1 tRNA gene and 2 rRNA genes are annotated in these 3,365 nt (G+C 56.0%); all 3 read right to left on the bottom strand.

The annotated features are described in order from the left end of the window. Positions 1-98 precede the first annotated feature (98 nt). Positions 99-175: transfer RNA gene (locus tag H5395_RS17495), tRNA-Met, on the bottom strand. Between the two features lie 85 nt (positions 176-260). Continuing rightward, a 5S ribosomal RNA gene (gene rrf / locus H5395_RS17490) occupies positions 261-375 on the bottom strand. Positions 376-463: 88 nt separating this feature from the next. After that, positions 464-3,295 (bottom strand): 23S ribosomal RNA (locus H5395_RS17485). Positions 3,296-3,365 lie beyond the last annotated feature (70 nt).

The raw sequence follows: 3,365 nt of genomic DNA, 5'->3' as shown, positions 1-3,365 counted from the left end.
GGCCTCGTCGAACGTTGATGTGGCGTTGATGTGGATTGCGGACATGCGAAAGCCCCGCTTTGAGGCGGGGCGTAAGCTGCTGACATATTGTATAAATTTGGTTGCGGGGACAGGATTTGAACCTGTGACCTTCAGGTTATGAGCCTGACGAGCTACCGGGCTGCTCTACCCCGCGTCCGTGCTGCCTGTGGCAGCGTCCCCGCTGGTGGTAAGGTGCGGGGTTGGTTTATCGTATCAGAGGGATGTGCGTTTCTTTCCAGGTCTGGCGGTGACCTACTCTCCCACGTCTTGAGACGCAGTACCATTGGCGCGACGGCGCTTAACGGCCGAGTTCGGGATGGGATCGGGTGTTTCGCTCGTGCTGTAGCCACCAGACCGGGGAAGAAACGCTCAGCGTTGCGGCTTTCGCCACGTGTTGTCCAAGTGATGCTGAGGAAGAAGGCAGATCTGTCTTCTTCCGGATCAAATCAAGCCAATCGAGCCATTAGTACCGGTCAGCTGAGCACATTGCTGCGCGTACACCTCCGGCCTATCGACGTGGTGGTCTTCCACGGCTCTCAAGGGATACCTTGTTTTGAGGGGGGCTTCACGCTTAGATGCCTTCAGCGTTTATCCTGTCCGTTCATAGCTACCCTGCACTGCCGTTGGCACGACAACAGGTCCACCAGTGGAACGTTCACCCCGGTCCTCTCGTACTAGGGGCAACTCCTCTCAAGTATCCTACACCCACGGCAGATAGGGACCGAACTGTCTCACGACGTTCTAAACCCAGCTCACGTACCTCTTTAAACGGCGAACAGCCGTACCCTTGGGACCTGCTCCAGCCCCAGGATGAGATGAGCCGACATCGAGGTGCCAAACGATGCCGTCGATATGGACTCTTGGGCATCATCAGCCTGTTATCCCCAGCGTACCTTTTATCCGTTGAGCGATGGCCCTTCCACTCGGGACCACCGGATCACTATGGCCGTCTTTCGACTCTGCTCGACGTGTCAGTCTTGCAGTCAGGCTGGCTTCTGCCATTGCACTCAACGAGCGATTTCCGACCGCTCTGAGCCAACCTTCGCGCGCCTCCGTTACTCTTTGGGAGGCGACCGCCCCAGTCAAACTACCCACCACGCAGGGTCCCGGATCCGGATAACGGACCGCGGTTAGACATCAAGAGTGCGAAGGGTGGTATCTCAAGGGTGGCTCCACGGGAACTGGCGTCCCCGCTTCAAAGCCTACCACCTATCCTGCACATCTCAATCCTGATGCCAGTGCGAAGCTGTAGTAAAGGTGCATGGGGTCTTTCCGTCTAACCGCGGGAAGCCCGCATCTTCACGGGCAATTCAATTTCGCTGAGTCCACGTTTGAGACAGCGGGGAGATCGTTACGCCATTCGTGCAGGTCGGAACTTACCCGACAAGGAATTTCGCTACCTTAGGACCGTTATAGTTACGGCCGCCGTTTACCGGGGCTTCAGTTCGGAGCTTGCACCCCTCCCTTTAACCTTCCGGCACCGGGCAGGCGTCAGACTGTATACGTCGCCTTGCGGCTTCGCACAGCCCTGTGTTTTAAGTAAACAGTCGCCACCCCCTGGTTTGTGCCCCCCGCCAACGCTTGCGCGCCAACGGGGCCTCCTTCTCGCGAACTTACGGAGGTATTTTGCCGAGTTCCTTAAACGTGGTTCTCTCAAGCGCCTTGGTATTCTCTACCAGTCCACCTGTGTCGGTTTCGGGTACGGTCTCATGGAGGGCTATTTCCAGGGACCCCGCAGCTGCCCGATCAATCCAGTAAGATCGAACAACCTCAAGGATCCGTCACCATCTCCTGGCCCAGGAATATTAACCTGGTTCCCATCGACTACGCCTTTCGGCCTCGCCTTAGGGGCCGGCTTACCCTGCTCAGATTAGCTTTAAGCAGGAACCCTTGGACTTTCGGCGACAGGGTCTCTCACCCTGTTTGTCGCTACTCATGTCAACATTCTCGCTTCTGATCACTCCACCGGATGCCTTACAGCCCGGCTTCACAGTCAGAACATTGCCTCCGTTGCATCTGAGGACGCAAAAGAGGCAGCGTTCCATATCACAGAACGCTCCGCTACCGCGTGCATTGCTGCACACCCAAAGCTTCGGCTCGTGGCTTGAGCCCCGTTACATCTTCGCCGCAAGACCTCTTGATTAGACCAGTGAGCTGTTACGCTATCTTTAAAGGATGGCTGCTTCTAAGCCAACCTCCTGGTTGTTTTGGAAGTCTCACATGCTTTCCCACTTAGCCACGAATTGGGGGCCTTAGCTGTTGGTCAGGGTTGTTTCCCTCTCCACGACGGACGTTAGCACCCGCCGTGTGTCTCCCGGATAGTACTCCACGGTATTCGGAGTTTGCTTAGACTCAGTAAGGCTGTGGGCCCCCATCATCCATGCAGTGCTCTACCCCCGTGGGTATTCATCCGAGGCGCTACCTAAATAGCTTTCGCGGAGAACCAGCTATCTCCAGATTTGATTGGCCTTTCACCCCTAGCCACACGTCATCCGGACCCTTTTCAACGGGTGTCGGTTCGGACCTCCAGTTGGTGTTACCCAACCTTCATCCTGCACATGGCTAGATCATCTGGTTTCGGGTCTGATCCGTCTGACTCATTCGCCCTTTTAAGACTCGCTTTCGCTGCGCCTCCACCTAACGGCTTAAGCTTGCCAGACAGACCAAGTCGTTGACCCATTATACAAAAGGTACGCCGTCAGGGCTCAAGGCCCCTCCGACTGCTTGTAGGCGTCCGGTTTCAGAAACTGTTTCACTCCCCTCGTCGGGGTGCTTTTCACCTTTCCCTCACGGTACTGGTTCGCTATCGGTCAGCAAGGAGTACTTAGCCTTCGAGGGTGGTCCCCCGATCTTCAGACAGGATTTCACGTGTCCCGCCCTACTTAATGCGTCCGATCAACCTTCCCATACGGGGCTGTCACCCGCTCTGGCTGGCCTTTCCAGGCCATTCTGGTCAGTCTCACGGCTCGGCTGGTCCCCGTTCGCTCGCCGCTACTAAGGGAGTATCTGTTGATTTCCTTTCCTCCGGGTACTTAGATGTTTCAGTTCCCCGGGTTTGCTTCTAAAACCCTATGTATTCAGGTTGAAGATACCTGGTTAACCCGGTTATTGACACCGAATGGTGACAATAACCGGATTTCAGGTGGGTTTCCCCATTCGGAGATCTCTGGATCAAAGCCTATTCCCGGCTCCCCAAAGCTTATCGCAGGGTATCGCGTCCTTCATCGCCTCTTGCTGCCAAGGCATCCACCAAACGCCCTTTTCGCGCTTGATTTGACCCGGAAGAAGAAAGACCCGCATCCCTGCGGCGTCCGGCCTGTCCTTCGGCGGGACAAGCCAACTTC

The organism is Paracoccus sp. MC1854 (assembly GCF_014164635.1).
In the GTDB taxonomy this organism is placed as follows: Bacteria; Pseudomonadota; Alphaproteobacteria; order Rhodobacterales; family Rhodobacteraceae; genus Paracoccus.
This window is presented reverse-complemented; position numbering and strand designations above follow the sequence as displayed.